The sequence below is a fragment of the Litoreibacter halocynthiae genome, assembly GCF_004365635.1.
GTDB lineage: Bacteria > Pseudomonadota > Alphaproteobacteria > Rhodobacterales > Rhodobacteraceae > Litoreibacter > Litoreibacter halocynthiae.
Map to the genome: position 1 here is coordinate 225556 of NZ_SOBH01000004.1, position 24978 is coordinate 250533.

A 24978-nucleotide genomic window follows, 5' to 3' on the forward strand; every position below is an offset into this window, starting at 1 on the left:
CGCCGCGAGGTCAGGCTATGTCAAAAACGGTGCCGCCAATTTGCAGATTGATCTCGTCCTGAGCGTTGCCATCCACCAAAGCCCAGATAATCTGACCGGTCGGCTTGTAGATCACAAAAGACTCCGAGACCCCCGAAATCCCGGCGTTTGCGGTCTCGGCCACGTTGACTTGGAAGTCATCCACGCTCGCATCGGAATTCGCAAAAACCAGAACATCGCCATCAGCCGAGTTGTAGTCTTGAATCCAGTCTGAGCCGTGATCGCGGATGCCAAGATGATAGAATGAGTCGGCCCCGGCACCGCCGTTAATTCGGTCATGGCCGAAACCACCATTCACGAAGTCCGCGCCGTCGCCGCCAAAGATCAGATCGCTCAAAGGGCCGCCGGCTATCACGTCATCTCCAGTTTGCCCAATGAGCCTGTCGGTGCCGAAGCCGCCGATTATCGTGTCGTTGCCGGCACCGGCATAGACTTCGTCATTGCCATAACCAGAGTCGATATAGTCATTGCCGCCGCCGGACGAAATCTCGTCACGCAAGTCGGCTGAATCAGCGCCGCCATAAATAAAGTCGTCACCGCTGCCGGTATCGATTCGGTCAAATCCATTGCCGCCGTAGATGGTGTCGTTGCCACCGCCGCCTGTCAGCACATCGTTGCCGCGATTGCCGTGAAGCTCGTTGTCCTGCGCGTTCCCAATCAGCCGGTCATTTCCGTCCCCGGAGGTGACATTTTCGAACTGGTTCGCGCTGAAGCTGGCCCACTCGACACCCTGGACGGAAACCCCGGTGTTGAGGTTCAGAACCACATTTCCCGAAACAGCTGCAAAGTTCAGCCAGTCGGTGCCACCATCTGTGTCTTCAATGGTCGTCCTGCCGGAGTCAGCGTTGGCGAGCTCCATGAAATCGTTGGTAAAGTGGTGGATATCATCCGCGCTGGCCTCGGATCCGTAAAACTCCACGGAAACGCTGTTCAGGCGACCTCCATTGCCGTAAGTGCTGTCGTCGATGCGCACGCTCCAGTCGCCAGCAGAGCTTTCACCCTGCAATGCCGCGATACCAAATGTCCAATCCCAGCCGTAATCCATCAGGTAGTCAAAGCCTATCCCATCAAACAGCAGATATTCCTGCCCGGATGGCGAGACCAGAAATGCGGACAGATTGCTGGCATAGCTGTGCGTAATGTCCAGTGTGACGTTCACATACTCGATCTGGATGTCCTCAGTGACCGTGAGCGTGGAGGTGACGCTGCCGATCGTGGGTATTGTGTCAAATGGCGAGCTTGAGACCGTCACCGCAGACTCATTGCCCGAAACAGCCGCCTCTTGCGTCATATAGGACCATGCTTCCGCCATGCGGACTGCGGCCAGCGCATCAATCAGGCCAAAGCCGTAGCTTAGGTTGAACGACGCCCCGCCCCCGTTCCAGTTGGTTGCGTCATTGGCGAACCAATCGCCCTGCTCGTAGCCCGTATAGGCATTGCCAAAGGTCGAGCCGGTCTGGGCCGCCGACATTGCCAGCACTGTTTGAACGTCGCGCCATCCAAGGTCCCCATTGGCCTCTAGCATCAGTGCGACAACACCAGAAACCACCGGTGTGGCCGCGGATGTACCCCCGAACGTGCTCGTGTAATCGCTAAAGCTGTAGCCATCGCTCCCCGAAATATCGGTGGTCACAGTCGCGGCAGGAGCGCTGATCAGCAGGCCCGTTCCGAAGTTGGAATAGTCGGTCACATTATCGGTAGTTCCCGTGGCGCCCACGGTGATCGCCCAACGAATGGTATGCTCACCAGTGCCTTGCACGTTCAGCGTATCGTTGCCCGCCGCCTGCACGATGACCGTTCCAAGCCCGTCCCGCCCCTGTTCCGCATTGCCTTGGTAGGCGTCCGCAAGATCGCGAAGACTTCCGTACCCGCCCCCAGAATTCTGGAAGCTGAAGAACAACGGTTCATAACCCCAGCTGTTCGACGTAATGTCGAATGTGCGCATATGCTCCATTGCGGTGATTTCGTCGAGACCGTTGAGATAGATATCGTCGAAGACGTCCACTGCACCTAGCGTGGCCTCATAAGCGACACCGACACCGCCTCGGTTGTTCCCTGCTTCGGCTGCGATGATACCTGCAATCGCCGTGCCATGGGCATTTTCCCCCACATTTGGAAACGCGTCCCAGTTGGTTCCGCCAGTCACAAGGTTCAGGCTGCTGTCGAAGTTTCCATCCAGATCAAGATGATTGTAGTCGACGCCATCGTCGAAAACACCGACTGTGACGCCGTTGCCGCTGTAGTCGTCCCAAACAAGCCCCACATTGATACGGCCAAGGTGCCACTGGTTCGAAAATAACGGATCACTAAATGATGCCACTGGGAAATCTCCGCCTAAAAAATTTTCTTTGCGCACAATTTTGCGCACGATTCACAAAGAAGTGGAGCTTTTTTGAGGCAATTATGCGCGGTTTTCAAGCCAACAAATCAAAGACTTCCGAACTCGACCCGATTTGTAAGGTAATTTCATCCTGCGCCGCCCCGTCAATCAAGGCCCATATTATTTGTCCTGTTGGGCGGTAAATTACAAAAGCTTCGGCAATGTCGTTTTGCCCTGCGTTTTCGGTTTCAGCAAAGTTTACTTGAAAATCAGCCGAAGTGGCGTCGCCATCTGCAAAAATCAAAGTATCACCATCAGCATAGCGATAGTCTTGAATCCAGTCGGAACCGTGATCGCGAATACCTAAATGATAGAACGAGTCCGTCCCCGCCCCGCCATTTATCCGGTCGTGGCCAAACCCACCATTGATGAAGTCCGCACCATCACCACCAAAAATCAGATCACTCAAGGGCCCGCCGGTTATCACGTCATTGCCCGCCTGCCCGATCAGCATGTCCGCGCCGAAGCCCCCCAAAACGAAGTCGTCACCGGCACCTGCATAGACCTGATCGTTACCATAGCCTGCGTCAATATAGTCGTCGCCGGCTCCCGAATTGATTTCGTCGCGAATATCATTCGAATTGAATCCGCCGTAGATCACGTCGTCACCGTTGCCCCCCTGAATCTGGTCATAGCCATTGCCGCCATAGATCGTGTCATCACCGTCGCCCGCACTCACAACATCGTTGCCCCCGCCGGCGCGGATCGTATCGTGCGCAGCACTGCCGACGAGGGTATCGTCGCCCTCCGTTCCCAGAAGCAACGCGGTCGCGGGCGGTTCCGGCTCCACGGGAGGGTCGGGTTCAACCGGCGGGTCAGGCTCCACAGGAGGATCCGGCTCGATCGGAGGGTCGGGCTCGACAGGCGGGTCCGGCTCGATGGGTTCATTCGGGTTGATTTCAGGGACGCCCGGCGCATTCCCGACAAACTGGTGCTCTAGGTCGAAAAACGAGCTGGCTGAAAAATCTGACGCGCTCAGGCTTGATCCATCGTGGCTTTGAACTGTTAGCGTGACCTCCCCGTACCCAATCACGGCACCCGTCGCCGTGGAGGTGATCGAAAGTTGCGACATGTTGCGCAGAAGGACGAAGCCTGGGAAAGAAATCTGGTCCTGCCCGCTCTGGAAATCCGAAATGGTCCCAAGCGACCCAATGTTCTCATAGGAGGCTTCGAAGACGAAATGGTCGGCCCCCGCGCCTCCTGTCAGGGTGACATCCATCGCGCTGGCGATCAGAAGATCATCCCCTGCTCCCTCGGCGACAGAAGCCCCTGATGTGTCAGCGAAGTGAGTGAGCCCCAAATCGTCTCTGGCAATTTCAAAGCTTGATATGCCCGCATCGCGCTGGCTGGAGACGAAGACCTTGATGGTCGCGGCATCCAGCGTTGCCACAATAGAGCTGACGTTTTGCAACAATGCGCCCGAGCTGTGAACGACGGTTTGAAGATGGACAAGCCGGCCGGTCGGCAACAGTTGCAGCACGCTCATGCCGCCGTCGGTCCCAGCGGCGAAGACAAGCGTGCTTCCATCAACCTCAAGCGTAGTCATGGCCGACAAGTTGGCAAATCTGGTCCCAAGATTGTCGGTCACATGGTCAAGCGGCATCAAGGAACCGTCGTCCTGCACCCTGATCGCGGTGATTGACGAACTGCCGCTGCTGCCGACCAGCAGCAGGGCGTTGCCCCCTATCGTGGCGTCTATTAGGATATCGGGCCCGTTCACGCCCAATCCGGTTTCAGCTCCTATGCGATCCGTTTGGGTGAGGGTTCCGCTCGCGTCGACGCGGAAGCTTGTAAGGGAGTCCGCACCTGATGCGCTCGCGATCAGCCATTGCTGCCCGCTCGCCTCAACCATCAAAAGATCTCGCAAGGTAACGGCGCTGCCGGTCGCCGCAGGTGGTCCGAGCACGGTGATGGCTTGGGTTGACGCGCTTTCGCCGCCAACGAGCTCATCAATCGAAATCTTGTCGTCTGTCCCGCTGATCGAGAACGAGTATCGGCCTTGACCGGTTTCCGCGACAACGAGGGATTGGAGCGGGCTTAACGCGTTGCCAAGCGTCGTGACCGGAGGTTCGGGCAAAAAACAGCCGTCGACATCAAGCGCCAGTTGCCGCGCTTCGGAGGTCCGGCCTTCGGTCACCCACACAACGCCGGTTTCCGCCACCTCAAAACCAACGCTCCGGCCAACACCTGTAGGGCCGGAGCCAAGCAACAGATCCCGCTGCACAAGGTTGCCATCGGCCATCAGCTCATAACTGACAAGGTCGCCCGTAGCCTCGTAGGCGGTAACGAGAAACTGCCGTTCTCCGTCGCGCCAGACAACCATTTCGGTGATCCGTGACTGAGGCTCGAAGCCTGTCACCTGAACAATTGGTCCTGATAAGATTTGCATGTTGGCCCCTCGATTTCACACCTGCATTTAGATTGGGCCGGGGCGAAGTTTTGGGGCTGGAAATCAGTCAAATTCGGGGCGATCACCGATAAATTTAATAGACTTATCGGCGGCTCCGCCCCGACCGGTTTGATCCAAGATTGACACTCGGCGGTGCATCCACCAGACAAGATAGGCGACACAGACAGCCGCCTGAACCAATTCCGGACATCCGTAACCATGAGAACCCCTTCACCAAGCTGCGCTGTCGCCGTCTGCACCTACAATGGCTCCCGCTTCCTGCGTGAACAGCTTGACAGCATCACAAATCAATCGCTCCGCCCCTCCGAAATTCTGGTGTCTGACGATGGCTCCAGCGACAACACGCTCGCCGTCGCGGAACGCTTCTCAAAGGAGTGGACCGCCGGAGATACGCGGATTCTGAATGGCCCGGGGCGCGGCTACGCGGTCAATTTTCTGGCATCGCTGGCACGGATTGCCCCCGAAACTGACTTGGTGGCGTTGTCGGATCAGGATGATGTCTGGACGCCGACCAAACTGAACCGCGCGCATAAAATGCTAGAGCCGCTCGGCGATATGCCTGCACTATATGGCGGTGCGACGTGGATTTGTGACGAGGGACTTAAGGTCACGAGCAAGTCCAGACCCCTTCGGGTTGCCTTGGGGTTCCGTCATGCCATCGGCCAAAATTTCGCGGGCGGCAACACTATGGTATTGAACAACGCCGGGTTACGCCTGGTGCAAAAGGCATGGGCGTTGTCGCAAAACTCGGTGCCGGTTCATGACTGGTGGCTTTACCAGCTTGTCTCTGGCGCGGGGGGCCGTGTTGTCTATGACCGTGAACCCTGCCTTTTTTACCGTCAGCACAAGACCAACCAGATCGGTGATGCCGCAGGGCTTTTGGCCATGGGGAAACGGATGCGTCGCATGGTCCGCGGTGACTACCGCAACTGGAATACGGCCAACCTGAAAGCGCTGAGCGCATGCTATCCGCTGTTAAGCCAAGACAACAAAGCTGTGCTGGAAACCGTGCTTGCACAACGGAACGGCGGAATGGCGCAAAGGTTGGCCTTGATGAGGTCACCCGGGCTCTACCGCCAGGGGACATTGGGGCAGGCTGGGCTTATGGCGGCCCTTGCATTGAATCGTTTCTAGTCCAGCAAGGACGAAAGATACTGGCCGTAGCTCGACTTTTTGTAGGTCTCGCTGTGGCCTCGCAGTGTCTCTGCGTCAATCCACTCCTGCTCATAGGCAATTTCCTCGGGACAGCCGGTTTGCATCCCCTGCCGCGATTGTAGCGTCCGCACGAAATTGCCCGCGTCAAGAAGGCTGCCATGCGTGCCGGTGTCCAGCCAGGCAAACCCGCGCCCCATGCGCTGAACATTCAAAAGCCCGTCTCTCAGATAGGATTGTAACAATGTGGTAATCTCCAGCTCGCCCCGCTCAGATGGTGCAATCTGTGCCGCACGCTCAGGTGCGGTCCCATCCAGAAAATACAAACCCGTCACCGCGAAGTTGCTAGGGGGATCGACCGGTTTCTCGACCAAATCAATAACTTGCCCGTCCTCGTCCATCTCCACCACGCCATAGCGCTCCGGGTCGGTGACGTGATACCCGAAAACGGTGCCGCCTTCAGACACGCTGTCGGCTTCATCCAGCAGCTCCGACAGACCGTGGCCAAAGAAAATGTTGTCGCCCAGAACCATCGCGCTTGGGGCGCCGTCCAGGAAGTCTTTCGCCAAAAGGTATGCTTGCGCCAGCCCGTCAGGGGTTGGTTGTTGAATGAACGTCAAGGAGACGCCCCATTGGCTGCCGTCCCCTAGAAGCCGCTTGAACTGCGCCTGATCCTCGACAGTGGTGATCACGGCAATCTCACGGATCCCCGTAAGCATGAGCACGCTCAGCGGGTAATAGATCATCGGCTTGTCGTAAATCGGCATCAACTGCTTCGACACGCCCTGTGTGATCGGATATAGCCGTGTGCCGGACCCTCCGGCGAGAATGATACCTTTGCGTTGCTTCATAGCAGCCTGCTTTCTTAGTGTTCGTTGTCTGCGCGTGCACCCAGCTCTTGCAAGATGTCCGCGACATCCTGTCGCCAATTTGGTCGCGCTATGCTGAAAACCTTTTCCAGTGTCGCACAATCGAGCCGCGAATTCAGCGGTCGCGTCGCCGGTGTCGGATAATCTGCGGTGGAGATATCCGTCACTGTAACCGGCCGGTTGGCAAGCTCGAAAACCGCGCGGGCAAGATCTGCCCAACTCGCGTCAGGGGCCCCGCTGAAATGATAAATGCCGGAGCAGGCCGCGCCCTTGTCGCGCAGTACTTTCGCGACCGTCATGCAGGCCCGCGCAATGGAGAGGGCCGCCGTCGGACCGCCAATCTGGTCGGCCACCACAGATATTGCATCGCGGGTCTCGGACAGGCGCAACATGGTTTTCACGAAGTTGCTGCCATGGGCCGACACCACCCAAGAGGTGCGCAGTATACAATACTGACCACCCGCGTCTACGACGCCCACTTCACCCGCAAGCTTGCTGCGGCCATAGGCATTCAAAGGCGCAACCGGGTCATCGGGAGACATCGGTGTGGTGCCTTGGCCATCGAAAACGTAATCCGTCGAAATATGCACGAATGGGATGCGCAGCTCCGCACAGGCCCGCGCCATCGCTGCGGGCGCCTGCCCGTTGATCACAGTGGCCGCAGCTTCTTCCTGTTCGCAACGGTCAACGGCGGTGTAGGCCGCCGCGTTGATAACTGCGTCAGGGGCGTGTTGCCGAATAGCCGCCGCGCAGGCTGCCGGGTCCGACAAATCCGCCTCGGTGCGGCCAAGGGTCGTGACCCCGTCAAACCGGGACAATTCCAAGGCAACCTGCCCCGTCGCGCCAAACACCAAAACGCGCATTAACTTTTCCCCAACCGGGTGCCGACGCCATCACGGTCTTGCAGCGCACGCCACCAGTCTTCGTTGTCCAGATACCACTGCACCGTTTTCCGCAAACCCTGCTCCAGCGTGACAGACGGGCGCCACCCAAGCTCGGTGCGAATGCGCTCAGGATCAATCGCGTAGCGAAGATCGTGGCCGGGGCGGTCGGTGACAAAAGAAATCTGTTCCTCATAGGACGCATCTGTTGGGCGCAACTCGTCGAGCAACGCACAGATCATCCTCACAATTTCGATGTTTTGCGCCTCGTTCTCGCCCCCGATATTGTAGGTGCGCGCGTTGGCTCCCTTTTGCAGAACAGTCAGCAAAGCGTCCGCGTGGTCCTCTACATAGAGCCAGTCGCGCACGTTGTCGCCTTTGCCGTAGACCGGCACAGGCTTGCCCGCCAAAGCGTTCAAAATAACCACCGGGATCAACTTCTCGGGGAAATGGTAGGGGCCGTAATTGTTGGAGCAGTTGGTCAGGACGTAGGGCAACCCGTAGGTTTCCCCCCAAGACCGTACCAAATGATCGGACGCCGCTTTCGATGCCGAATAGGGGCTGTTGGGGTCATAAGGGGTCGTTTCGACAAACTGCCCCTCCGCCCCCAAAGAGCCATACACTTCGTCAGTGGAGATATGGTGAAAGCGGAACCCCTCCGGCCGCCCTATTCCCTCCCAATATGCCAACGCGGCTTGCAGCAATGTGAATGTGCCAACAATATTGGTCTGGATGAAGGCCTGAGGGCCATCAATAGAGCGGTCAACGTGACTTTCGGCGGCAAGGTGCATCACTGCATCCGGCTTATGCGTCGTAAAGATGCGCTTCATTTCTGCCGCATCGCAAATGTCGGCCTGCTCGAAAGTATATGCAGGATCGCTATCAACGGAGCTAAGATTGGCAAGACACGCGGCATAGGTCAGCACATCTACGTTTACCACCTCATGACCATCTCGGATGGCCTGCCTTACAACCGCCGACCCAATGAAACCGGCTCCACCTGTGACGAGAATCTTCATATCTTTTGCACCCTGCTAAAATGGGGATTTGAAATCGGCGAAGCGCGGAGCTTGCGCGTCTTTGTCTGATAGTATGGCTCGCTCGGGTGCGATCCTCCAATCAATGCCAAGCTCCGGGCTGTCAAAGTAGACGGCTCCATCGCAGTCAGGCGCATAGACATCAGAGCATTTGTAGAGAATTTCGGTGTTTGGAACCAGCGTCACGAAGCCATGCAAAAAGCCCTTCGAAACCAGCAACTGCTTGCCATTCTCGGCGCTCAGCTCAACCGTGACGGATTTTCCATAGGTCGGAGAGCCAGTGCGAATATCAACGGCAACGTCAAGAAACGCCCCCGCCCCACAGCGCACGAGCTTGTCTTGCGCATGCGGAGGGCTTTGAAAATGCAAGCCGCGCACGGTGCCCTGTGCCGCCGAAAAGGAATGATTGTCCTGCACAAAATCAATATCAATGCCTGCTTCTGCCAAAGCATGGCGGTTCCAAACCTCGGAAAAAAATCCCCGGTCATCGCCAAATCGCTTGGGCGTAATGACCAGCACCCCATCAAGAGCAGTGTTTTCGACCAGCACGTAAAGTTCCTTTTCTTTGAGATGCTCTACTAGCAGCGTCTCGGTCGAGTGTCACGGAACGCTCTGTTGGAAGCCGAGGAGCGTCGGGTTTTGTCGCGAAGAGTGTACGGCCCGCTATGCGGAAGCGTTAACCCTGCTCAAACTGATTGCAACCCCAGAGCCGTATTCCCGCAACACCAGAATGCCAAGAGGGTCAGCAGGCGAATCTGACAGCTGTCCCATCTAGAAAACGACATCCAACGCGCTACCCGTCGGTGCCGACGCGTGCGTTCGGGCTGGCTGTGGTGGCTTCAGCCGAGAAGTTTATCTGTTTGAGGATGAGGTTCGCGCAGACGGTTATGAACACCGCCGCGCCAATTGCTACAAGAAACGCTTTCATGCTCAGGCTTCCTTCGTCGTAGTGGCGGGCTTTTGGGCGGTGACTTCATCAACCCAGAGGCTGTGGTGCTCGCGCGCCCATTGCTCCTCGACCTGACCCGTTCCCATGGCGTCAAAGGCCCCCTCCATCCCGACAGAGCCGATATAGATATGGGCGAAGACAATCGCGATCAGCACCAGCGACACGATGGCGTGCCAAAGCTGGGCGAATTGCATTTCCTCTTGCGGGGACAGGGTCGCAGACAAGTCCGCCATGCCAAACCAGCCCGGCGCGCCGATCGCGTTCAGCTTTGCAAAGGTTGGCCCGAACAACTGCAAGTCAAACGGGAACAGCAGCGACAGGCCAGTCAGCGAAATGGAGCCGCCCAGAATAATCACCGACCAGAAAATCAGCTTCTGCCCCGCGTTGAACTTCTTCGCTGGCGGGTGTCCCTTGGAGAAGATGCCACCGCCTTTGGCCAGCCAGTTCAAGTCCGTGCGATCAGGCAGGTTGTGCACAACCCAGACCACGAAGATGATGACCAGCGCCACGATAAACGCCCAGGAGATGTTGTTATGCACCCATTTGGAGCCAATCGCGATGGTCGAAAACGCGTCATGCCCGAATGTGGGGATCATCACCTTGCGCCCGAAAAGGGAGATCAAGCCCGTCAGGCCCAGCACAAGGAACGAGCTTGCCAGCAGCCAATGACCAAACCGCTCGAATGCTTTGAACCGCTCGATCTTGCGGCCGGTTTTTTCACCGTCAATGCGGATGCGGCCCCGGATCAGATAGAACAGTGCTAGCAGCAGCAATGTACCGCCGAGCAGGTAGCTGCCATAAGTCAGCAGCGGGCCTTGGCGGAATTCCAGCCACCACATGCCACCATCTTGGATCAGTGTCTTGGCAGCGGGGCCGCGTGACTGTGTGGTGATGTCAGCTTTGCCATAGCGCAAGGCGCGCCACAGTTCCGGGTCGGATACCCCGCCAAGGGTTCCCAACTGGTCCGTCTTGGACGCGGCGCGGGCGGGATCGCCGATAGCGTCGCTGCGGAAGCTGTCATCCATCGCCTGACCGGCCTGCCGCGCCAGAATATCTTCAAGCGTTTGGGCGCCGCCCGTGCTGGCACGAGGGTCCGCTGCGCTGTCCTGCGCGGCAACGGGGCCAAGAAGGGCAAAGACAGAGATCAGGACGATCAGCATAAAGCGCATCGGGTGCTTCCTTGCATGTAAACCAAAACGGGACGGCCCAGATTGAGCCGCCCCTGATGTTTCAAATCAAAAAACGGCGGTGTTAGCCACCCTTTTGATCATAAGCGGTGCCCCAACCCCAGGCGCCGGACCCGAAGCCGCGGGCGACGACGCGCTCGCGGTAGATACCCGACACCACGTCGCCGTCACCGGCAAGCAGGGCCTTGGTGGCGCACATTTCGGCACAGATCGGCAACTTGCCTTCGGCGATCCGGTTGCGGCCGTATTTGGAGAACTCAGCATTAGAGTGGTTCTCTTCAGGGCCACCGGCGCAGAAGGTGCATTTGTCCATCTTGCCGCGCGAGCCGAAGTTGCCCGCCTGCGGGTATTGCGGCGCGCCGAACGGGCACGCGTAGAAGCAGTAGCCGCAGCCGATGCACAGGTCCTTGGAGTGCAGCACCACGCCGTCGTCGGTCTGGTAGAAACAGTCCACTGGGCACACGGCCATGCAGGGCGCGTCCGAGCAATGCATGCACGCGACCGAGATCGACCGCTCCCCCGGTTTGCCGTCATTGATGGTGACGACCTTCCGGCGGTTGATGCCCCAAGGCACTTCGTGTTCGTTCTTACACGCGGTGACGCAGGCGTTGCATTCAATGCAGCGTTCAGCGTCGACGAGGAATTTTGCTCTAGCCATCGTCAGTCTCCCTTATGCTGTCCAGATTTTGCAAAGAGTCGCTTTGGTCTCTTGCATCTGGGTTACGCTGTCATAGCCATAGGTTTGTGCGGTGTTGGTGGATTCTCCCAACACGTAAGGGTCGGCCCCCTCGGGGTATTTGTCCCGCAGGTCCTTGCCCTCGAAATGGCCGCCGAAGTGGAACGGCATGAAGGCCACGCCCTCGCCGACCCGTTCGGTCACCATCGCCATCACCTTGACCTTCCCGCCTTCGGGGCCTTCGACCCAAACCTGCGCGCCGTCACGCACGCCAAGGTTGTTGGCGTCGCGGGTGTTGATCTCGACGAACATGTCCTGCTGCAATTCCGCAAGCCACTTGTTGGAGCGGCTCTCGTCGCCGCCACCCTCATATTCGACCAATCGGCCAGAGGTCAGGATAATCGGATAGTCTTTCGAGAAGTCGTTTTCCTGAATGGAGGCATACATGGTCGGCACGCGCCAGAAGGTCTTGTCCTCATAGGTCGGGTAGTCGGCCACCAGATCGCGCCGGTTGGAGTAAAGCGGCTCGCGGTGGATGGGCACAGGGTCCGGGAATGTCCAGACCACGGCCCGCGCCTTGGCGTTGCCGAACGGCGCGCAGCCGTGCTTGATCGCCACCCGCTGGATACCTCCTGAAAGGTCCGTCTTCCAGTTCACGCCGCCAACTTTTGCAGCGTAATCCGAGGGCATCTCGCCAGTCTGGCTGGTTTCCCCGACCTCCTCACCGCCGGGGCGGGTGTCGCGGAAGCCCGAGACCCATTCGATCGTCGCACGCTCTTGCGCGGTCAGGTCGCTGTCCCAACCCAGATCAATCAACATCTGCATGGTGAACTCGGGGTAGCCGTCCTGAATTTCCGAGCCGGGGTTATACACCCCTTCCGCCAGCAGGTTGTCACCATCCCGCTCCACGCCAAAACGGGCGCGGAAGGTCAGACCACCGTCGGCCACCGGCAGCGACATGTCATACAGGTTCGCTGTGCCCGGGTGGTTCATCTCGGCGGTGCCCCATGTTGGCCATGGCATACCGTAGTAGTCCCCGTCAGCGGGCCCACCAATGGCCCGCAAAGTGGTGCGGTCGAAGGTGTGCTGGTTCGCCATGTGCATCTTCATCCGCTCCGGCGACTGGCCGGTATAGCCGATGGTCCACATGCCGCCGTTGAACTCGCGGGTGATGTCCTCGATATTAGGCTCGCCGCCTTCATCAATCGCGATGTTGCGGAAGATGCGGTCATGGAAACCGAACTTCTCGGCAAACATGGCCATGATCGTGTGATCCGGCAGCGATTCAAACAGCGGCTCCACCACGCGGTCGCGCCACTGCAGGGACCGATTCGAGGCCGTGACAGAGCCACGGGTTTCAAACTGGGTGCAGGCCGGCAGCAAATAAACACCGTCGGTCCGGTCTTGCAGCACCGCCGAAACGGTCGGGTAAGGGTCCACCACGACAAGCATGTCGAGCTTTTCCATCGCCGTCTTCATTTCTTTCATGCGGGTCTGGGAGTTCGGCGCATGGCCCCAAAGCACCATCGCCCGCGTGTTGTCGGGCTGTTGCAGATTGGCTTTGTCTTCCAGCACGCCGTCAATCCAGCGGCTAACCGGAATACCGGTCAGGTTCATCATCTCGGTGTCGCCATAGCTTGCGTCCGAGAAGCGGCCCTTCAGCCAGTCTAGATCTTCCTCCCACACACGGGCCCAATGCGCCCAAGAGCCTGCCGACAGGCCGTAATAGCCCGGCAGGGTGTCGGCCAGAACGCCAAGGTCGGTTGCGCCTTGAACATTGTCGTGGCCGCGGAAGATGTTGGTGCCGCCGCCGGCGGTGCCCATGTTGCCCAAGGCCAGCTGCAACACGCAATAGGCACGCGTGTTGTTGTTGCCGTTGGAGTGCTGCGTGCCACCCATACACCAGATCACGGTGCCGGGGCGGTTGTTGGCCAAAGTGCGGGCCACGCGTTGCAGTTGCGAGCCGGGGGTGCCGGTGACGCGCTCGACCTCTTCAGGTGTCCACTTGGCCACCTCTTCCTTGATCTGGTCCATGCCCCAAACTCGGGTACGGATGAACTCTTTGTCCTCCCAGCTGTTTTCGAAAATGTGCCACAGGATACCCCAAACCAGCGCCACGTCGGAGCCGGGGCGGAAGCGGACATACTCATCAGCATGGGCCGCGGTGCGGGTGAAGCGGGGATCGCACACGATCAGCGGCGCGTTGTTTTCTTCCTTGGCTTTCAGCATATGCAAAAGCGACACTGGGTGTGCCTCGGCAGGGTTGCCACCGATCAGGAAGATCGCCTTGGAGTTGTGGATGTCGTTATAGCTGTTGGTCATGGCGCCGTAGCCCCATGTGTTCGCCACACCGGCCACCGTGGTGGAGTGGCAAATCCGCGCTTGGTGGTCGACGTTGTTGGTGCCCCAATAAGCGGCAAATTTGCGGAACAGGTAGGCCTGCTCGTTGCTGTGCTTGGCCGAACCCAGCCAGTACACCGAGTCCGGCCCGCTTTCGTCGCGGATTTTCATCATACCGTCGCCGATCTCGTTGATCGCGGTCTCCCAGCTGATGCGGACCCATTCGCCGTTTTCTTTCTTCATCGGGTATTTCAGGCGGCGCTCGCCATGGGCGTGTTCACGCACCGCGGCCCCTTTCGCGCAATGCGCGCCAAGATTGAACGGGCTGTCCCAGCCGGGCTCTTGGCCGGTCCACACGCCGGCGTCGACTTCCGCAATCACGGTGCAGCCAACCGAGCAGTGGGTGCAAATCGACTTGATCGACTCCACCGCCGTCCTCGCCGCAGTTTGGGCCGTGGCGGGCGTGATCGTGCCGCCGGTTGCGGCAATCGCCGTCAAGCCGCCAATGGCCAGACCAGAGCCGCGCAGAAATGTCCGGCGGTCAACCGATTTGGATGCCACCTGCGCCACCATCGAGGGCCGTTGCCCACGCGTTGCGACACGAGTTGTCTTTTTCCTCAGCATGTCTTTTCTCCCTTTCCCGCTGCCGCGCCCCTCGGGGCCAGTCTACGGGGAACTACCGTTTGCGCGCCGATCAGAAGCGGGCGCTGTCGAAATAAGCCCGCGTATGTGCGGTGTCCTGCATGGTGTCAGATGACAGGTCCGGTGCCGCCGGGCCCGCCTCGGCGGCGGTGCCGGTTGCTGCGGCCGCAAGCGCCGCGGGTGCGGCCGTGCCCGCCAGCTTCAGAAAATCGCGGCGGCTTTTGCCTTCAGTCTTGTCGCTCATGGGATGTCTCCCCTTTCTGGTTTTGGCGGGCATCCCCGCCAGTGAAGTGGCAGGCTCGTCAGCCCGCCGTCATACGAAACGCTTCTTTTTCAATCTCCATGAAGGCTTTGCCCACAGCGCCGACAGACGCATAGAGAACGGATGTCTTGGCAGCCTCGAGGTCCGCAAAGAAATGCGGGGCCCAAACGCCGATATGAGTGTTGAAGAATGTCTTTTGCTGTTCCAGCGAGGCCGGTGCCCCGAAGCGCCCGACAATCATGCCGCCCATCATTTCCATCAAGGACGCGATATTGTCCTCCGGCTCGAACACGTTCGGCGCGCGGCTCATTCGCAGCGACGCCATGTCCTTACGCAGACGCGCCAGTGGCTTTTCGTTCAGAAATCCGGTCAGGTAATAGCTTGCATAAGGCAGCAGCTCGCCCCGGCCCAGCCCAATGAACAGCGCGTTATATTCGGCGCTGACACCGCGCGGCTTGCTGACATTCGCAACGCGGGCAAGGCTGGTGATCGCTTTGCCCAACGCACCGTCGTCGCCGCTAAGCGACGCGGTCTGGGACAACAGCATCTCGTCAGGCGGGCCGGCCAGAAGCAGCCCAAGAAAATTGTAGAGATCCGCCCGCAGGCGATCTTCCTCGGCAATCTGCAGATCCGCGGCGGCAGTTGTCATGCAACGTCTCCCTCGAAGTGGAATTGCATCCGGCGCGGTGCGGCGGGTGTCGTTTCTTCGGTGTCGGCTTCAGACAGCTCATAAGGTGCATTGACCTCACGCGCTTCGACAGCCTCGCCTTCCGGCTCGTCGTCGACAACTACGACTTTGGTCGTATCTTCCACTACCACTACAGTCTCGCCGTCATCGGCTGGGTCGGCCAACGCCTTTTGGCGGGCCATCTCTTCCACATGGGCAAGCAAACCCTTGCCCACTTGATAGGTTGTTTTGATCGGACCGTTGCCGGTGCTGCCGGTCAGGTAGTCGTCGTCATAATCGTTCAAGCCGTCAACGCAGGCCAGCACGGGGTTGCTGCGCCACAGCTTGCGCAACGCGCGATTACGCAAATGCTGCGGCACGGCCTTCACCATGAACGCAGCAAAATCGTCACCCGCCTGCAGGCTGTCAGGGTCGGGCAGTTCCAGCATCTCCAAAATCTCGGCATCGGTTTTCGGCGCGTCCTCTGGCAGCACTTCGGCCATCGCGGCAGCTTCTGCTTCGGCCTCGGCTTCCTGTTTGACGCCCGCAAGGCGGCGCGACCAGAAAGAGCGTTCTTGCGTCATTGCGCGGCCTCCTTCTTGACGGTGGGTGCGCGGTAGACGTCAGAAGGCTGCGCAATGCGCGGATCGCCTATTCCGTCTTCCTTGCCATCAACGCGATTCTTGTTGCGGCGGCGTTTGACGAAGGCCTCTTCCTCGTAATGGCGTTCTACGAAATCGCGGACCCATGCCAGCATGCCCACGGGCATTGGCACCTTCTCCACAACCTCTTCGCCCGAATCTTCGTAATCCTGCGCCTCGTAGGGGGATGCCGTGATCAGCACCACATTCAGCGGAGTGTCAGCGGTGACCCCGTCGCGGCGCATCACCACATAGACGGAAGGCTGGCGCGTGCCCAGTTCGTGCACATAGGCCTCCGCGTCGGAGACATATAGCGTCAGATCGCGGGTGGCGGCGTGATATTCGGTAACGCCCTCTTCGTGGCGCAGCATTTTCCAATCCGCAGGCCCGGCCCCTGGCAACACGCCAATGGCCTGCCAGGCCCATTTGGCCCAGCGGGTTACTCCTGGTGATTTACGGATGACGATGCCGACCGGTATCGACTCCGACTGCGGGTAAACGAACATTATTCCCCCTTGAGGCTTACAGGTTGCAACAAGAGTCGGATTCTTCAAAGGCTTTTCTGTATGCAGTCGTGCGCAATTTGACCTTTTGGCAATAGGCCGACGCTCCTCGCGATCAGGAAAGCACCTTTACCTTCCGCACAAATCTTGGCTAGCTGTCCTGCGGGGGACGTATGGCGCTACATGCCAACGCGCAGAAAGCGGGAACCACATGGCCAAAACTTTGATGATTTGCGACTGCTTGGGGAGCCAGCCGATAGACGCCAAGACCCTGTCCGATGCGACGGGTTTGCCCTGTTCGCGCAAATTCACCAGCCTGTGCGCAGCGCAGCTTGGTGATGCTGCCGACGCAATTGGCGCGGGCGAGGTGATGATCGCCTGCCAGCAAGAGGCACCCCGCTTCACCGCGCTGGCCGAGGAGCTGGGCGCGCCGGCGCCGTCTTTCGTCGACATTCGCGACCGCGCAGGCTGGTCAGACGAGGCCGCCAGCGCCGCCGCTAAAATGGCCGCTTTGGTGGCAGAGGCCGCCCTGTCCCGCGCTATGCCCAAAAGCGTTGATGTCGTGTCCGAAGGCACATGCCTGATCCTTGGCACGTCCGATGTCGCGTTTGAGGCGGCGCAGCAACTGGCCGATATTCTGGCCATCACCGTGCTGATGCCCTCGGGCGCGGAGATTGAAACCGCATTCGGGTATGACACCGTCACCGGCGCGCTACGCAATGCCAGCGGTACGCTCGGGCAGTTCGACATCCGCATTGATGCGCTGCAACAGGTAAACCCCGGCGGGCGCGGCGCGGTGCAGCTTACCCCGCCGCGTGATGACGCGCTGTCGCAGTGCGATATCATCCTGGATTTGCGCGGCGCAGGCCCGCTGTTTTCCGCCGACGACAAACGCGACGGCTATCTGCGCGCCGATCCCGGCAGCCAGCCTGCGGTGGCCAAGGCGGTGCTGGCCGCGTCGCAAATGGTCGGCACCTTCGAAAAGCCGCTCTATGTGCGCACAGAACCAAGCCTTTGCGCCCATTCCCGCGCCGAGCAGCCCGCCTGCTCCCGCTGTCTGAACCTGTGTCCGACAGGGGCCATCACGTCGGCCGGGGATCACGTCACTATCGACCCCATGATCTGCGCCGGATGCGGCGCCTGCGCGGCGGTTTGCCCGTCAGGTGCGATTGCCTATGACGCCCCCACCACCGATGACACGTTCCGCCGGATCAGCACATTGGCCTCCACCTTCCGCAAAGCGGGCGGGACCGCCCCGCGCCTGCTGGTCCATGACGAGGATCACGGCGCGGACATGATCCGCATGACCGCCCGTTTCGGGCGTGGCTTGCCGGCCGATGTAATTCCGTTGGAGGTCAGCGCCTTGGCTGCCTTCGGCCATGCCGAAATGCTGGCGGCCCTTGCAGCGGGCTTTGCCTCCGTCACCGTGCTGATCAGCCCGAAGACCGAACGCGAGGCCCCCGATAGCGAGGCGGCACTGGCCATTGCCCTGTCTGGTCGCGAGACGGCGGTCACCTTGCTCGACGCAACCGACCCCGATCTGTTGGCAGACGCGCTTTATTCTGAAACCACACCACAACCGGTGACCACCCCTGCCCTGCCCATGGGCACACGGCGTCAGGTGGCGCGGCTGGCCGCAAAGACCTTGCAGCCCGAGGTTGAAACCGTCGCCCTGCCCGAAGGGGCACCTTATGGCGCCGTTTTGGTCGATACCGACGCCTGCACGCTCTGCCTGTCTTGCGTGTCACTCTGCCCGTCCGGCGCGCTTGGCGACAATCCCGACCTGCCGCAGCTGCGTTTTCAGGAGGATGCCTGCCTGCAATGCGGGTTGTGCAGTAACATATGCCCCGAAAACGCGATCTCCCTGACCCCGCAGATGGACCTGACCGATGCGGCCTTCACCCAGACTGTGCTGCACGAGGAGGAGCCCTTCGCCTGCATCGAGTGTGGCAATCTGTTCGGGGTGAAATCCACGGTCGAGAAGATCACCGAAAAGCTCGCGGGCAAGCACGCGATGTTCCAGAACTCGCAGGCGGCGCGGATGATCCAAATGTGCGACAGTTGCCGGATCAACGCGCAGTATCATTCCGAGAACAATCCCTTCGCGGGTGGCGAGCGTCCCAAGCCCCGCACCACGGACGATTACCTCAGCAAGCGGCGGGATCACTGATTTTGGATCGGGGCCCCCAGATCGGCTGGCGCAAGCGTGGCCACATAGGCAAGGATCGCCTCAATCTCGTCTTGCGTGACCTCCACCGGCACAATGGCCGGCGGGCGGCTGGGATCGAAGGCAGGGGTAATGTTTGCCACTTGGGTGAAGCTGGGATGCGGGTTGAGAACGTAGAACGTCGCAAAGCGATTTTTCCAATCCCCCAAGGTGCGCAGCATCCCAAAGGACGGCGTGGCCCCCATGCCCTTCATCCGGTTGGTCTCGTTTATCACATGGCAGCGCCCGCAATGGGCAAAGCTCAGCTTTTCACCCTGCACCGGGTCACCGTCAAAGCTGATCTGAACCTTTGCCACGACAGGGGCAACATTGCTGGTGAATACCGCCTCGCCGTCTTTCTGAAAGGCTGCGATGGTGTTACGCCCCACCTCGGACCGCAGCCAGTTGGCGAATTTCGCGGCGCCCGCATGTCCGTCATGCTGCAAAGCCCAGACCTGACCCAGCCCCGCAAAAACCGGCACGCCCTCCGCACCCAAACGCGCGTCGGCAAGGTCGGTGTCCGCCACGCGGGTGATCCGAATGCCGTGCTTGAGCGAAAACCGCGGCACGATATGCTGCATGAACCCGCTTTGCTCCAACACGGCAGACACCGCGAGGCGAAAGCCGCTGTCCTGCGCCAGAGCGGTGGCGGGCACAAGCAAAACCAGTATCGCAGCTATCAGTCGCATCAGCGCCCTCCATCGGCCTTGGCCGCCTGATAAATCAACCATAAAGGAAAACAGACCATGAGCGAAGATTTCAATATGTCGATGCGCAAATTCCTCAAGCAGGTGGGCGTCACCTCGCAACAGGCGATCGAGCAAGCCATGCGCGACGCAGGCGACACCGCCGGCAAATCCTTCGAGGCCAAAATGGTGCTGACCATCGACGGTGTCGATCTGGAACATGTTGTCACCGGCAAGATCGAAGGGCAGTCCTGACGTGCCCGTCACCCGCGATGACGTCTTGGGGCTGCTCAAGACTCTGAACGATCCCGTTAGCGGCGCATCGCTGGTCGAGGCGGGTTTGGTAAAGGCGTTAACCGTCGGTGACGACAACGCCGTCCGTTTCGTGTTGGAGGTCAGCCCCAGCCACGCCGCCGCTTATGGCGAGGTGCGCCAGCAAGCCGAAGACGCGGTGAAAGGCTTGGCGGGTGTCAGCACCGTGTCGGTGGTGATGACCGCGCACAGCAAGCCATCCGCCCCGCCCGACCTGAACCCTAAACGCGCGGCCCCCTCCGGCCCGCAGAAAATCCCCGGTGTGGATCGCATTCTCGCGGTGGCGTCCGGCAAGGGCGGTGTGGGCAAGTCCACCATAGCCTCCAACCTCGCCTGCGCCCTTGCGGCCGAGGGGCGCCGCGTGGGGTTGCTGGACGCCGATGTCTACGGTCCGTCGCAGCCGCGCATGCTGGGCGTGTCGGGGCGGCCCGCCTCCCCTGACGGCAAAACCATCCTGCCCATGCGCAATTTCGGTGTTACGATGATGTCGATCGGGCTGATGACCAATGACGATCAGGCCGTGGTCTGGCGCGGCCCGATGTTGATGGGCGCCTTGCAGCAGATGATGACGCAGGTGCAATGGGGCGCGCTGGATGTGCTGATCGTCGACCTGCCACCCGGAACCGGTGACGTGCAAATGACGCTGGCGCAGAAGGCCCATGTGGACTGCGCGATCATCGTCAGCACCCCGCAGGATGTGGCCCTGATGGACGCCCGCAAGGGCATCGACATGTTCAACCAGCTCAAGACGCCAATCATCGGGATGATCGAGAATATGTCGACCCATATCTGCTCTGAATGCGGCCACGAGGAACACGTCTTCGGCCATGGCGGTGTCGCCAAGGAAGCTGAAAAGCTTGGTGTTCCCCTATTGGCCGAGATCCCGTTGCATCTGGATATCCGCCTTGCCGCCGATGGCGGTGCGCCCATCGTGGTGTCCAAGCCCGACAGCGCGCAGGCCGCAGGCTTCCGCGCCGTGGCCCAACGCCTGATTGCTGACGGGCACGCATGACCCAGCCGCAATTCCCGCCATTATTCACTGGCGAAGCCGTCACAGGCGATCCGTTCGCGCAGGCCTGCGCGCGCGCCGTTGAAGGGTGCGACGCGGGGTTGGTGCTCTACGATCTGGCCGCCGACCGCCTGCGTGCGGCCATCGTCTTTGCCCCCGAAGAGCCGTTGCAAGATGCGCTTGCAGCCCTGCCCGTGTGCGGCGTGGGCTTCCAGAACGCGCTCGGCGCGCTTGGCCCGCCGGAAATCGCGGTCCATCTGGGCTGGGACGGCCCGATCTACGTCAATGGCGGGCGTTGCGGGGCGTTCCGCATAGCGGCGTCCCCTAGCGATCCGGAGGCAGAGCCGGACTGGCTAGTGATCGGTCTGGATTTATGGCTCTGGCCCGCAACGGACGAGGGCGGCCTGACCCCCGACCAAACCGCGCTCTATGCCGAAGGCTGCGCCGAGGTCGACGCGGTGGAGCTGCTGGAAGCCTGGGTGCGCCACACCCTTGTCGGGCTCAATTCCTGGTCCGATGACGGTCTGGCCAGCCTGCACCGCGAATGGGGCGGTCTGGCCCATGGCAAAGGCACCGACATTGACGTTTTGGGGCAAGCGGGGCATTTCGTCGGGGTCGATGAGCGCTTCGGCCTGCTGCTGCGACAAGGCGACACGACGCGGCTGATTGCCCTGACAGAATTGCTGGAGACCCTCCCATGAAACTTGCCCGCGCAATTCATTTTGACGAAAGCGACACCCGCGTGTTCCACAGCCCTGCCCGCACCGGTGAATGGTGCGTATCCGGCGGGTTCGAGTTCTCCAACTGGTCCGAAGGTGATCTGGTCGGCAAGGCCCGTCAGGCCTTCGCCAATGGCTGGATGGGCTGCGAGACGTTCGGGCGGGTCAGCTTCGTCGCCGTCACCCAGATCGAGCCGTCGGAACGCGACTGGCTGATTGATCTGCTGGCGCAGCATTTCGTTGATATCTACGGCGCGCCATCGCTGGACGCCGCCCGCCCCGTCGCCACCGAAGAAGTCGACCATATGGCGTCCCTGTGTGAAGAGCACGCGCCCAACACGCTGCTCACTGTGGCGCGCGAATTGACGGATGCAGGCGTGCGCGAAAGCTACCGTGTAATCGAGGCGCAGGAAGCGGGGCTGGAGCAGTTCGCCATCCACGGATCACTGGATGACGAACCGCACCAGCATTAGGATTATTCCGCGTTGGCGTTGAACACGAACAACGTCTCGCCGCCGATGGTGTAGCCGTTGATCAGATCCTTCGCCGTGTCGCTCACCAGCCAGTCTTCCAGCTGCAACACCAGATCGTTTTTGACATGCGGATGCTTGGCCGGATTAACCGGCAGGAAGGCGTATTGGTTGAACAAGGCCGGATCGCTGGAATAGAGCAGCGCCAGCCCCGCCTTGTTGCCAAACTTCAGCCAGCTTGCCCGGTCCGACAGGATGTAGGCGTCCATGCCCGCTGCAGTGTTCAGCGCCGCCCCCATGCCCGCGCCAACCGCGTTGTACCAATCCCCGAAACCCGCCGCGTCCAAACCCGCCGAGGCCCAAACCGCCAGCTCTGCCTTATGGGTGCCGCTGTCGTCGCCACGGCTGACAAAGGCGGGTTTGGCTTCGGCTATGTCCTGCATCGCCTCGATAACGGACCCGTCATCCGCAATGCCCGCGGGGTCGGCCTTGGGGCCAATCACAACGAAGTCGTTATACATGATCTCGCGGCGGTGGGTGCCGTAGCCCGCGGCAAGAAAGGCCTCTTCGGCCTTGCGCGAATGCACCAGAATGGCGTCGACGTCACCCGCTTCGCCCAAGCGGATGGCTTGCCCCGTCCCCACAACCAGAAGTTGTACATCCAGATCCAGATCAGCCTTGATCTGTGGCAGCAGAACATCCGCCAGCCCCGCGTTTTCGAACGATGTCGTCACCGCAAGTTTCAGGTCATCCGCCGCCGCGAAGGTGGTCGAGGCCGCGAGCGAGGCAATAACAGTTAAGGTCTTGATCATTCGACAATATCTCCGCGTAGGAAGGAAGCAAGTTCCGGTGTCTGTGGGGTTTCAAAAAAGGCCGGCGCAGCGGCCGATTCGTGAATACATCCACCCAAAATGAACAGCGCGTCGGTTGCAAGGCGCTTTGCCTGCCCCAGATCATGGGTGGCCATTACAATCCGCGTGCCGCTGTCGCGGGTGGCCAGCAAAAGGGTCTCGAACTCGCGGGTCGCGCGGCCATCAAGGTTGGCGCAGGGCTCGTCCAGAAACAGAACCTCAGGCTGCCGGATCAGCGCCCGCGCAAGGGCCAGCTTTTGCCGCTCCCCGCCCGAGAGACGGGTGGCTTGCATCTGGCGTTGACCCTGCAGCCCGATCCGCGCCAGCCAATCCGCCACCAGCGGGGACGCCTCGCCTCGCGCCATGCCAGAAAGGCGCAACGGGTAATGCAGGTTGTCTGCCACCGACCGGCGCAACATGATCGGGGATTGGAAGACATAGGCCTGACGCTCGCGCGCATGGTCGTCATTCATCCCCCATTGCACCGTGCCTCCGCTCAGCCGCTCCACCCCGTGCATCACTCGAAGCAGGCTGGTTTTGCCTGCCCCGTTCGGCCCGACAATAATCGTCAGCCCCTGCCCGTCCAATTCCAGATTGACCGGTCCAAGGATCGTCTTGCCACGACGTCTCACTTGCGCGTCACACAGCCGCAGGGGGAACAGGTTGCTCACCACAGGCCCTCCCGTTCGGTGCGCGACAGCCAGTGGATCGCGAAGTTGACCAGCAGCGCCAGCGCGATCAACACAAAGCCCAAGGCCAGCGCCAGCGCGAAGTCGCCCTTGCCGGTTTCCAGCGCAATCGCGGTGGTCAGAACCCGCGTGACATTGTCGATGTTGCCGCCGACGATCATAATCGCGCCAACCTCGCCAATGGCGCGGCCAAACCCCGCCAAGGCCGCCGTCAACAGGTTGCGCCGCCCGTCCCACATCAGCGTTTTGACCCGCTGCCATTTGGAGGTGTGCATCGAGATCAGCAGATCGTGGTATTCGGCCCAAAGCTCCCGCATCGCCTGATGAGTGATTGACGCAATCAAGGGGGTGATGATGATAACCTGCGCAATGACCATCGCCGTGGGGGTGAACAGCAGCCCCAGCACGCCAAACGGGCCGGACCGTGACAGCAACAGGTACACAATCAGCCCGACCACCACGGGCGGCAGCCCCATCATGGCGTTGACCACGGCAATGACCAGCCGCCGCCGCCGGAAGCGGGAAATGGCCAGATAGGTGCCGAAGGGAATGGCGATGACGCAGGCGATAACCAAGGCCGAAAGCGTCACCTGCAGGGACCGCAACGCGATGTCGATCAGCTCTGGATCAAGCGCGATAACCAGCCAGAACGCCGCGCGCAGTCCTTCGAAAATTTCTGTCATGCCGTCAGCACGTCCCTGCCCATTCTGTCGACGCCGGTATTCGCCCCGACGTTGCTAGGAGTGTTGGCCGCGGCTGTCCAGTGTGGCGGAGAAGATTGTCCCGTGCCCTGTCACTTGGTGATGATCACCTGCGACACGCCCGTCTCGACGCTTTGGCAAACACGCAAAAGTTTGGTGGCGAAATGGGTATGCACATAGGCCGCGTGGAACCTAGATTTGTCGCGCTTACGTCTCAGCCTCTCAATTCGTCTAGGCAGCATTTCATCACGCCGAAGGATTGGCTGGGAATCAGATCGTGCGCCTTTAAGATGCGATACGTCGAGGCCTCTGATGCAAATTAACTTTCCTTGTCAGTAAAAGTCACCGCCGGTTCTCGTACAGATATCTCGATCTCTTTCAACGCCAGCTTGCCAGTCTGGCCGCTGACCAGGCCTTCGTCAATGCATCGTAAGACTGTCGTTTCGAACAATTGGCGCAACACAGTTTTGCAATAAGCACAAAAGGGACAAGAGCCTGTCGCAAGGGAGGGTATAGTGTCACTTGTCAGGACGGGGAAAGTGGTGAGCCCTGATGGGTTCGAACCATCGACCTACTGATTAAAAGTCAGTTGCTCTACCAACTGAGCTAAGGGCCCACTGAGGGTGCTATCTAGAAAGGTCGCCCCATGGGGTCAACCCCCAAATCCACGTGAATCTGCACCATGTCTTCCATTGTGTCC

The 24978-nt window shown here is 60.1% G+C and carries 24 protein-coding genes and 1 tRNA gene; 6 read left to right on the top strand and 19 right to left on the bottom strand.

What is annotated here, in order from left to right:
- Positions 1–10: 10 nt before the first annotated feature.
- Together BDE40_RS16325 and BDE40_RS16330 are read right to left on the bottom strand one after the other, a co-directional pair.
- Positions 11–2359 carry a S8 family serine peptidase gene (locus BDE40_RS16325; RefSeq protein WP_134016366.1) on the bottom strand — a complete coding sequence of 783 codons (2349 nt, stop codon included), beginning with the start codon at positions 2357–2359 and terminating at the stop codon, positions 11–13.
- A 94-nt stretch (positions 2360–2453) separates the two neighbouring features.
- Positions 2454–4808, bottom strand: coding sequence for a calcium-binding protein (locus BDE40_RS16330; protein WP_134016368.1), 2355 nt, complete (start codon positions 4806–4808; stop codon positions 2454–2456).
- 219 nt (positions 4809–5027) lie between these two features.
- Between BDE40_RS16330 and BDE40_RS16335 the strand changes: the two genes are divergently transcribed.
- Entirely contained in the window at positions 5028–5963 is a 936-nt protein-coding gene (locus BDE40_RS16335; protein ID WP_134016370.1) for a glycosyltransferase family 2 protein, read from the top strand.
- Here BDE40_RS16335 and rfbA read toward each other — a convergent pair.
- The 12 genes from rfbA to BDE40_RS16390 form a co-directional block, all read right to left on the bottom strand.
- Positions 5960–6832, bottom strand: a complete 873-nt coding sequence (gene rfbA / locus BDE40_RS16340; RefSeq protein ID WP_134016372.1) for a glucose-1-phosphate thymidylyltransferase RfbA — start codon at positions 6830–6832, stop codon at positions 5960–5962. The two genes, BDE40_RS16335 and rfbA, sit on opposite strands and share 4 nt — an antisense overlap.
- A 14-nt stretch (positions 6833–6846) precedes the next feature.
- A complete protein-coding gene (gene rfbD, locus BDE40_RS16345) occupies positions 6847–7713 on the bottom strand; it encodes a dTDP-4-dehydrorhamnose reductase (protein ID WP_134016374.1) in 867 nt (288 codons plus the stop codon).
- Positions 7713–8750, bottom strand: coding sequence for a dTDP-glucose 4,6-dehydratase (gene rfbB / locus BDE40_RS16350; RefSeq protein WP_134016376.1), 1038 nt, complete (start codon positions 8748–8750; stop codon positions 7713–7715). The genes rfbD and rfbB overlap by 1 nt, the downstream gene beginning before the upstream one ends.
- A 15-nt stretch (positions 8751–8765) precedes the next feature.
- Positions 8766–9317 carry a dTDP-4-dehydrorhamnose 3,5-epimerase gene (rfbC, locus tag BDE40_RS16355; protein ID WP_134016378.1) on the bottom strand — a complete coding sequence of 184 codons (552 nt, stop codon included), beginning with the start codon at positions 9315–9317 and terminating at the stop codon, positions 8766–8768.
- Positions 9318–9561: 244 nt separating this feature from the next.
- Complete coding sequence (locus BDE40_RS18510; RefSeq protein ID WP_281275465.1) at positions 9562–9696, bottom strand: hypothetical protein; 135 nt, start codon at positions 9694–9696, stop codon at positions 9562–9564.
- A gap of 2 nt (positions 9697–9698) precedes the next feature.
- Complete coding sequence (locus BDE40_RS16360; RefSeq protein ID WP_134016380.1) at positions 9699–10886, bottom strand: formate dehydrogenase subunit gamma; 1188 nt, start codon at positions 10884–10886, stop codon at positions 9699–9701.
- An 82-nt stretch (positions 10887–10968) separates the two neighbouring features.
- On the bottom strand, positions 10969–11562 hold the full coding sequence (gene fdh3B, locus BDE40_RS16365) for a formate dehydrogenase FDH3 subunit beta (protein WP_073145997.1): 594 nt from the start codon (positions 11560–11562) through the stop codon (positions 10969–10971).
- Between the two features lie 12 nt (positions 11563–11574).
- Positions 11575–14544, bottom strand: a complete 2970-nt coding sequence (locus tag BDE40_RS16370; protein ID WP_134016382.1) for a formate dehydrogenase subunit alpha — start codon at positions 14542–14544, stop codon at positions 11575–11577.
- Between the two features lie 70 nt (positions 14545–14614).
- Positions 14615–14806, bottom strand: coding sequence for a twin-arginine translocation signal domain-containing protein (locus tag BDE40_RS16375; RefSeq protein WP_073145995.1), 192 nt, complete (start codon positions 14804–14806; stop codon positions 14615–14617).
- Between the two features lie 58 nt (positions 14807–14864).
- Positions 14865–15473, bottom strand: a complete 609-nt coding sequence (locus tag BDE40_RS16380; protein ID WP_134016384.1) for a TorD/DmsD family molecular chaperone — start codon at positions 15471–15473, stop codon at positions 14865–14867.
- The gene (locus BDE40_RS16385) at positions 15470–16075 is read right to left on the bottom strand and encodes a DUF3306 domain-containing protein (RefSeq protein WP_134016386.1); all 606 of its coding nucleotides are present in this window, start codon (positions 16073–16075) and stop codon (positions 15470–15472) included. The genes BDE40_RS16380 and BDE40_RS16385 overlap by 4 nt, the downstream gene beginning before the upstream one ends.
- Entirely contained in the window at positions 16072–16638 is a 567-nt protein-coding gene (locus tag BDE40_RS16390; protein WP_134016388.1) for a DUF3305 domain-containing protein, read from the bottom strand. The genes BDE40_RS16385 and BDE40_RS16390 overlap by 4 nt, the downstream gene beginning before the upstream one ends.
- A gap of 208 nt (positions 16639–16846) precedes the next feature.
- Between BDE40_RS16390 and BDE40_RS16395 the strand changes: the two genes are divergently transcribed.
- Positions 16847–18805: a 4Fe-4S binding protein gene (locus tag BDE40_RS16395; protein ID WP_134016390.1), complete on the top strand. Its 1959-nt coding sequence runs from the start codon at positions 16847–16849 to the stop codon at positions 18803–18805.
- On the opposite strand, the gene BDE40_RS16400 is transcribed toward BDE40_RS16395, so the two are convergent.
- Positions 18799–19530, bottom strand: a complete 732-nt coding sequence (locus BDE40_RS16400; RefSeq protein WP_134016392.1) for a c-type cytochrome — start codon at positions 19528–19530, stop codon at positions 18799–18801. The genes BDE40_RS16395 and BDE40_RS16400 overlap by 7 nt on opposite strands.
- Before the next feature lie 57 nt (positions 19531–19587).
- Here BDE40_RS16400 and BDE40_RS16405 point away from each other — a divergent pair, with 57 nt between their 5' ends.
- The 4 genes from BDE40_RS16405 to BDE40_RS16420 are packed head-to-tail and all read left to right on the top strand — an operon-like array spanning position 19588 to position 22040.
- Positions 19588–19782: a DUF6494 family protein gene (locus tag BDE40_RS16405; protein WP_134016394.1), complete on the top strand. Its 195-nt coding sequence runs from the start codon at positions 19588–19590 to the stop codon at positions 19780–19782.
- 1 nt (position 19783) lies between these two features.
- Complete coding sequence (locus tag BDE40_RS16410; RefSeq protein ID WP_134016397.1) at positions 19784–20851, top strand: Mrp/NBP35 family ATP-binding protein; 1068 nt, start codon at positions 19784–19786, stop codon at positions 20849–20851.
- Complete coding sequence (locus BDE40_RS16415) at positions 20848–21549, top strand: biotin/lipoate--protein ligase family protein (protein WP_134016399.1); 702 nt, start codon at positions 20848–20850, stop codon at positions 21547–21549. The genes BDE40_RS16410 and BDE40_RS16415 overlap by 4 nt, the downstream gene beginning before the upstream one ends.
- Positions 21546–22040 carry a DUF6505 family protein gene (locus BDE40_RS16420; protein ID WP_134016401.1) on the top strand — a complete coding sequence of 165 codons (495 nt, stop codon included), beginning with the start codon at positions 21546–21548 and terminating at the stop codon, positions 22038–22040. The genes BDE40_RS16415 and BDE40_RS16420 overlap by 4 nt, the downstream gene beginning before the upstream one ends.
- A gap of 2 nt (positions 22041–22042) precedes the next feature.
- On the opposite strand, the gene BDE40_RS16425 is transcribed toward BDE40_RS16420, so the two are convergent.
- The 4 genes from BDE40_RS16425 to BDE40_RS16440 all read right to left on the bottom strand — a co-directional run bounded on the left by BDE40_RS16425 (position 22043) and on the right by BDE40_RS16440 (position 24894).
- Complete coding sequence (locus tag BDE40_RS16425; RefSeq protein WP_134016403.1) at positions 22043–22849, bottom strand: ABC transporter substrate-binding protein; 807 nt, start codon at positions 22847–22849, stop codon at positions 22043–22045.
- Entirely contained in the window at positions 22846–23562 is a 717-nt protein-coding gene (locus tag BDE40_RS16430) for an ATP-binding cassette domain-containing protein (protein WP_134016405.1), read from the bottom strand. Before BDE40_RS16430 ends, BDE40_RS16425 begins: the two co-directional genes overlap by 4 nt.
- Positions 23556–24260 carry an ABC transporter permease gene (locus BDE40_RS16435; RefSeq protein WP_134016407.1) on the bottom strand — a complete coding sequence of 235 codons (705 nt, stop codon included), beginning with the start codon at positions 24258–24260 and terminating at the stop codon, positions 23556–23558. Before BDE40_RS16435 ends, BDE40_RS16430 begins: the two co-directional genes overlap by 7 nt.
- Positions 24261–24818: 558 nt before the next feature.
- Positions 24819–24894 (bottom strand) — tRNA-Lys (locus tag BDE40_RS16440).
- Positions 24895–24978: the final 84 nt, after the last annotated feature.

Bases quoted from the DNA above. Each gene is read 5' to 3' on its own strand.
- BDE40_RS16330 (WP_134016368.1), bottom strand. From the start codon at position 4,808: ATGCAAATCTTATCAGGACCAATTGTTCAGGTGACAGGCTTCGAGCCT.
- BDE40_RS16335 (WP_134016370.1), top strand. From the start codon at position 5,028: ATGAGAACCCCTTCACCAAGCTGCGCTGTCGCCGTCTGCACCTACAAT.
- rfbA (WP_134016372.1), bottom strand. From the start codon at position 6,832: ATGAAGCAACGCAAAGGTATCATTCTCGCCGGAGGGTCCGGCACACGG.
- rfbD (WP_134016374.1), bottom strand. From the start codon at position 7,713: ATGCGCGTTTTGGTGTTTGGCGCGACGGGGCAGGTTGCCTTGGAATTG.
- rfbB (WP_134016376.1), bottom strand. From the start codon at position 8,750: ATGAAGATTCTCGTCACAGGTGGAGCCGGTTTCATTGGGTCGGCGGTT.
- BDE40_RS18510 (WP_281275465.1), bottom strand. From the start codon at position 9,696: ATGAAAGCGTTTCTTGTAGCAATTGGCGCGGCGGTGTTCATAACCGTC.
- BDE40_RS16360 (WP_134016380.1), bottom strand. From the start codon at position 10,886: ATGCGCTTTATGCTGATCGTCCTGATCTCTGTCTTTGCCCTTCTTGGC.
- fdh3B (WP_073145997.1), bottom strand. From the start codon at position 11,562: ATGGCTAGAGCAAAATTCCTCGTCGACGCTGAACGCTGCATTGAATGC.
- BDE40_RS16370 (WP_134016382.1), bottom strand. From the start codon at position 14,544: ATGCTGAGGAAAAAGACAACTCGTGTCGCAACGCGTGGGCAACGGCCC.
- BDE40_RS16375 (WP_073145995.1), bottom strand. From the start codon at position 14,806: ATGAGCGACAAGACTGAAGGCAAAAGCCGCCGCGATTTTCTGAAGCTG.
- BDE40_RS16380 (WP_134016384.1), bottom strand. From the start codon at position 15,473: ATGACAACTGCCGCCGCGGATCTGCAGATTGCCGAGGAAGATCGCCTG.
- BDE40_RS16385 (WP_134016386.1), bottom strand. From the start codon at position 16,075: ATGACGCAAGAACGCTCTTTCTGGTCGCGCCGCCTTGCGGGCGTCAAA.
- BDE40_RS16390 (WP_134016388.1), bottom strand. From the start codon at position 16,638: ATGTTCGTTTACCCGCAGTCGGAGTCGATACCGGTCGGCATCGTCATC.
- BDE40_RS16395 (WP_134016390.1), top strand. From the start codon at position 16,847: ATGGCCAAAACTTTGATGATTTGCGACTGCTTGGGGAGCCAGCCGATA.
- BDE40_RS16400 (WP_134016392.1), bottom strand. From the start codon at position 19,530: ATGCGACTGATAGCTGCGATACTGGTTTTGCTTGTGCCCGCCACCGCT.
- BDE40_RS16405 (WP_134016394.1), top strand. From the start codon at position 19,588: ATGAGCGAAGATTTCAATATGTCGATGCGCAAATTCCTCAAGCAGGTG.
- BDE40_RS16415 (WP_134016399.1), top strand. From the start codon at position 20,848: ATGACCCAGCCGCAATTCCCGCCATTATTCACTGGCGAAGCCGTCACA.
- BDE40_RS16420 (WP_134016401.1), top strand. From the start codon at position 21,546: ATGAAACTTGCCCGCGCAATTCATTTTGACGAAAGCGACACCCGCGTG.
- BDE40_RS16425 (WP_134016403.1), bottom strand. From the start codon at position 22,849: ATGATCAAGACCTTAACTGTTATTGCCTCGCTCGCGGCCTCGACCACC.
- BDE40_RS16435 (WP_134016407.1), bottom strand. From the start codon at position 24,260: ATGACAGAAATTTTCGAAGGACTGCGCGCGGCGTTCTGGCTGGTTATC.